The organism is Actinophytocola sp., assembly GCF_035762905.1.
Lineage (GTDB): Bacteria > Actinomycetota > Actinomycetes > Mycobacteriales > Pseudonocardiaceae > DASYTH01.
Window position 1 is genome coordinate 1 of sequence record NZ_DASUCC010000166.1, and the last position, 4,575, is coordinate 4,575.

1 protein-coding gene is annotated in these 4,575 nt (G+C 74.9%); it reads left to right on the forward strand.

Going from position 1 to position 4,575, the window contains the following annotated elements:
• A partial coding sequence (locus VFV67_RS36065) for an SDR family NAD(P)-dependent oxidoreductase (protein WP_326475215.1) occupies nucleotides 1-4,575 on the forward strand: 4,575 nt, incomplete at both ends.

Sequence of the window (4,575 nt, forward strand, 5' to 3'; positions counted from 1 at the left end):
CCGGCCGGCCGCGCCGCGCCGCGGTGTCCTCGTTCGGCGGCACCGGAACCAACGCGCACGCCATCCTGGAGGCGGCGCCCGCCGTGCCGGAGCCCGAATCCGCGCCGGCCGAGTTGGTGCCGTGGGTGCTCTCCGCCCGCACCGATGCCGCGCTGCGCACGGCCGCCGGCCGGCTGCACGCCTGGTTGGCCGCCCACCCGGACGCGAACCCGGCCACCGTCGCGACGGAACTCGGCTTCCGCTCGGCGTTCGCTCATCGTGCGGCGCTGGTGGGGGAGTCCGAAGTTGTGCATGCGGGTCTGGCCGCGCTGGCGGCGGGGGAGCCGGCGCCGGGTCTGGTCACCGGGCAGGCGGGGGCCGGTCGGGTGGTGTTCGTGTTCCCGGGTCAGGGTTCGCAGTGGGTGGGCATGGCCCGGGGTCTGTTGGACTCCTCGCCGGTGTTCGCGGCTCGGATCGCGGAGTGTGACCGCGCGCTGGCGCCGTTTGTGGATTGGTCGTTGCTGGAGGTGTTGCACGGCGGCGAGTTGGACCGGGTGGACGTGGTCCAGCCGGTGTTGTGGGCGGTGTTGGTGTCGCTGGCCGAGGTGTGGCGTTCGGTGGGGGTGGAGCCGGATGCGGTGGTGGGGCATTCGCAGGGCGAGATCGCCGCTGCGGTGGTGGCCGGTGGGTTGAGCCTGGCCGATGGTGCGCGGGTGGTGGCGTTGCGGTCGAAGGCGATTGCCGAGCGGTTGGCGGGGCTTGGCGGGATGGTGTCGGTTGCCGCGCCGGTGGGTCGGGTGCGGGAGTTGCTTGTGCCGTATGGGGATCGGGTGTCGGTGGCGGCGGTGAACGGGCCGGCGTCGGTGGTGCTGGCGGGGGAGCCCGAGGCGTTGGACGCGGTGCTGGAGGCGTGCCGGGCCGAGGATGTTCGGGCCAAGCGGATCGCGGTGGACTACGCCTCGCACTCGGCCCACGTGGAGCGGATCCACGACCAGTTGCTCGACGCCTTGGCCGGGATCGAGCCCCGAACGAGCGCCATACCATTTCTGTCCACAGTGGACGGCGAATGGGTCGACACGGCCGGGTTGGATGCGGGGTACTGGTATCGCAACCTGCGCCAGACCGTGCAATTCGAGTCGGCCTCCCGGACCTTGCTGGACGGGGGTTACCGGTTCTTCGTGGAGGTGTCGCCGCATCCGGTGCTGGTTCCGGCGCTCGGCGAGGTGGAGGGTGCGGTGGCGATCGGCACGCTGCGCCGCGATCAGGGTGGGCTCGACCGGTTCCTGACCTCGGCCGCCGAACTCTGGGCCCATGGCGGCCCGCTGGACCTGCCCACCGGCGGGCACGCCGACCTGCCCACCTACCCGTTCCAGCACGACCGCTACTGGCTCGACCCGGCCACCGGCCCGATCGCGGACCCGGCCGACGACCGGTTCTGGGCCGCGGTCGAGCGCGAGGACCTGACCGGCCTCGCCGAGGCGCTGGCCATCGATGGTGCTGACGAGGAGTCTCGCGCCACCGTCGGCGCGGCGCTGCCGGTGCTGTCGTCGTGGCGCCGCCGGCACCGCGATCAGTCCGTTGTGGACGGATGGCGGTACCGGGTGACCTGGCGCCCGGTGTCCGGGCCGACCGGCCCGGCGCTGTCCGGCACCTGGCTGCTGGTCACCGGAACCGGCGCCGAGGCCGAGCCGTACGCGGCGGCCCTGCGCGCGGCCGGTGCCGAGGTGCGGGTGGCCAGCCGGCATGAGCTGGCCGGGGAAACCGACCTGGCCGGTGTGCTCTCGCTGCTCGCCCTTGACGAGCCACTGGCCGCGACCCTGGAGCTGATCGGCGCGCTGGCCGGCGCCGAGGTCCGCGCCCCGCTGTGGCTGGCCACCAGCGGCGCCGTGTCGACCGGCGACGGCGACCGGCTGCGCCACCCGGCCCAGGCACAGGTCTGGGGCCTGGGCATGGTGGCCGGGCTGGAGCTGCCGGACACCTGGGGCGGCCTGATCGACCTGCCGGAGCAGCTGGACGACCGGGCCGCCGCCGGCCTGGTCGCCGCGCTGGCCGGGATCGGCACCGAGGACCAGCTCGCGGTGCGGCGCGGCGGCGTGTTCGCCCGGCGGCTGGTGCGAGCCCCGGCCGGAACCGCCGGGCAGCGCTGGAGTCCACATGGGACGGTGCTGGTCACCGGCGGCACCGGGGCCATCGGCGGCCGGCTGGCCCGTTGGCTGGCCGAGCGCGGCGCCGAGCGGGTGGTGCTGGCCAGCCGGCGTGGCCCGGACGCGCCCGGCGCCGCAGAGCTCGCGGCCGAGCTGACCGCGCTCGGCACCGTCGTCGTGCTCGCCGCCTGCGACGTCGCCGACCGAGGGCAGCTCGCCGACCTGCTGGCCCGCTATCCGGTGACCGCCGTGCTGCACGCGGCCGGGATCAACCAGGCCACCCCGCTGACCGACATGGACCCGGCCGAGCTGGCCGAGGTCGTCGCCGCCAAGGTCGACGGCGCCACCAACCTGGACGAGCTGATCGACACCCCGCTGGACGCGTTCGTGCTGTTCTCCTCCGGCGCCGGGGTTTGGGGTAGCGGCGGGCAGGCCGGCTACGCCGCCGCCAACGCACACCTGGACGCGCTGGCCCGCAACCGGCGGGACCGGGGCCTGGCCGCCACCTCGGTGGCCTGGGGCGGGTGGGCCGACGGGGGGATGACCGACGCGGCGGCCACCGAGCGGCTCGCCCGGCGCGGGCTGCGCGGCATGGACCCGCGGCTCGCGCTGTCCGCGCTGGAGCAGGCGATCGCCGCCGGGGAGACCTGCCTGACCGTGGCCGACATCGACTGGGAGCGGTTCGTGCCGGCGTTCACGGTCAGCCGGACCCGGCCGCTGATCGCCGACCTGCCGGAGGCGCGCCGGGTGCTCGCCGAGGCCGACGAAGCCGCGCCGGATACCGGGGACTCCGCGCTGCGGCAGCGGATCACCGCGCTGCCGGAAGCCGACCGGCGCCCGTTCCTGCTCGACCTGGTGCGCACCCAGGCCGCCGGCGCACTCGGCTACCCGGACCCGGCGCCGATCGAGCCGGACCGCGCCTTCCGCGAGCTGGGCTTCGACTCGGTGACCGCGGTGGACATGCGCAACCGGCTGCGCACCGCCACCGGCACCCGGCTGCCGACCACGGCGGTGTTCGACTACCCGACCGCCACCGCGCTTGCCGACCACCTGCTGGACCGGTTGCTGGGCACCGGAACTTCCGCACCGGCCACGCCGGCCGCCGCCGACACCGACGAGCCGATCGCGATCATCGGGATGAGCTGCCGGTTCCCCGGCGGGGTCGGTTCGCCGGAGGACCTGTGGCGGCTGGTCGCCGACGGCACCGACGCGATCTCCGGCTTCCCCGCCGATCGCGGCTGGGACGTCGACGCGCTCTACCACCCCGACCCGGACCACCCCGGAACCTCCTACGCCCGCGAGGGTGGGTTCGTCGAGGACGTCGCCGGGTTCGACGCGCCCTTCTTCGGAATCAGCCCGCGCGAGGCGGTGGCCATGGACCCGCAGCAGCGGCTGCTGCTCGAGGCGTCCTGGGAGGCGTTCGAGCGGGCCGGGCTCGATCCCGCCGGGTTGCGCGGCAGCCGGTCCGGGGTGTTCGTCGGCGCCTCGTTCGTCGGCTACGGGGTCGGCGGTTCGGCCGGCGGCGACGCCGAGGGCTTCTTCCTGTTCGGCACCGGCACCGCCGGGGCGTCCGGCCGGATCTCCTACACCTTCGGGCTCGAAGGCCCGGCGGTGACCGTGGACACCGCCTGCTCGTCCTCGCTGACCGCGCTGCACCTGGCCTGCCGGGCGCTGCGCCAGAACGAGTGCGACCTCGCGCTGGCCGGCGGGGTGGCGGCGCTGGTGTCGCCGGTGTCGTTCACCGAGTTCAGCCGGCAGCGCGGGCTGGCCGCCGACGGGCGGTGCAAGCCGTTCGCGGCGGCTGCCGACGGGATCGGCTGGGGTGAGGGTGTGGGCCTGGTGCTGGTGGAGCGGTTGTCGGACGCGAAACGCAACGGGCATCGGATTCTTGCGGTGGTGCGGGGTTCGGCGGTGAACCAGGACGGGGCGTCGAACGGGTTGACCGCGCCGAACGGGTTGGCGCAGCAGCGGGTGATTCGGCAGGCGTTGGCGAACGCCCGGTTGGCACCGTCCGATGTGGACGCTGTGGAGGCGCACGGCACCGGGACCAGGCTGGGTGATCCGATCGAGGCGTCGGCGTTGCTGGCCACCTACGGGCAGGACCGGGACACCCCGCTGTGGCTCGGTTCGGTCAAGTCGAACATCGGCCACACCGGCTCGGCGGCCGGCATCGCCGGCGTGATCAAGATGGTGCTGGCGCTGCGGCACGGGATCCTGCCCCGGACGCTGCACGTGGACGAACCCACCCCCGAGGTGGACTGGTCGGCCGGCGCGGTGCAGTTGCTGACCGAGCCGGTGCCGTGGCCGGACACCGGCCGGCCGCGCCGCGCCGCGGTGTCCTCGTTCGGCGGCACCGGAACCAACGCGCACGCCATCCTGGAGGCGGCGCCCGCCGTGCCGGAGCCCGAATCCGCGCCGGCCGAGTTGGTGCCGTGGGTGCTCTCCGCCCGCA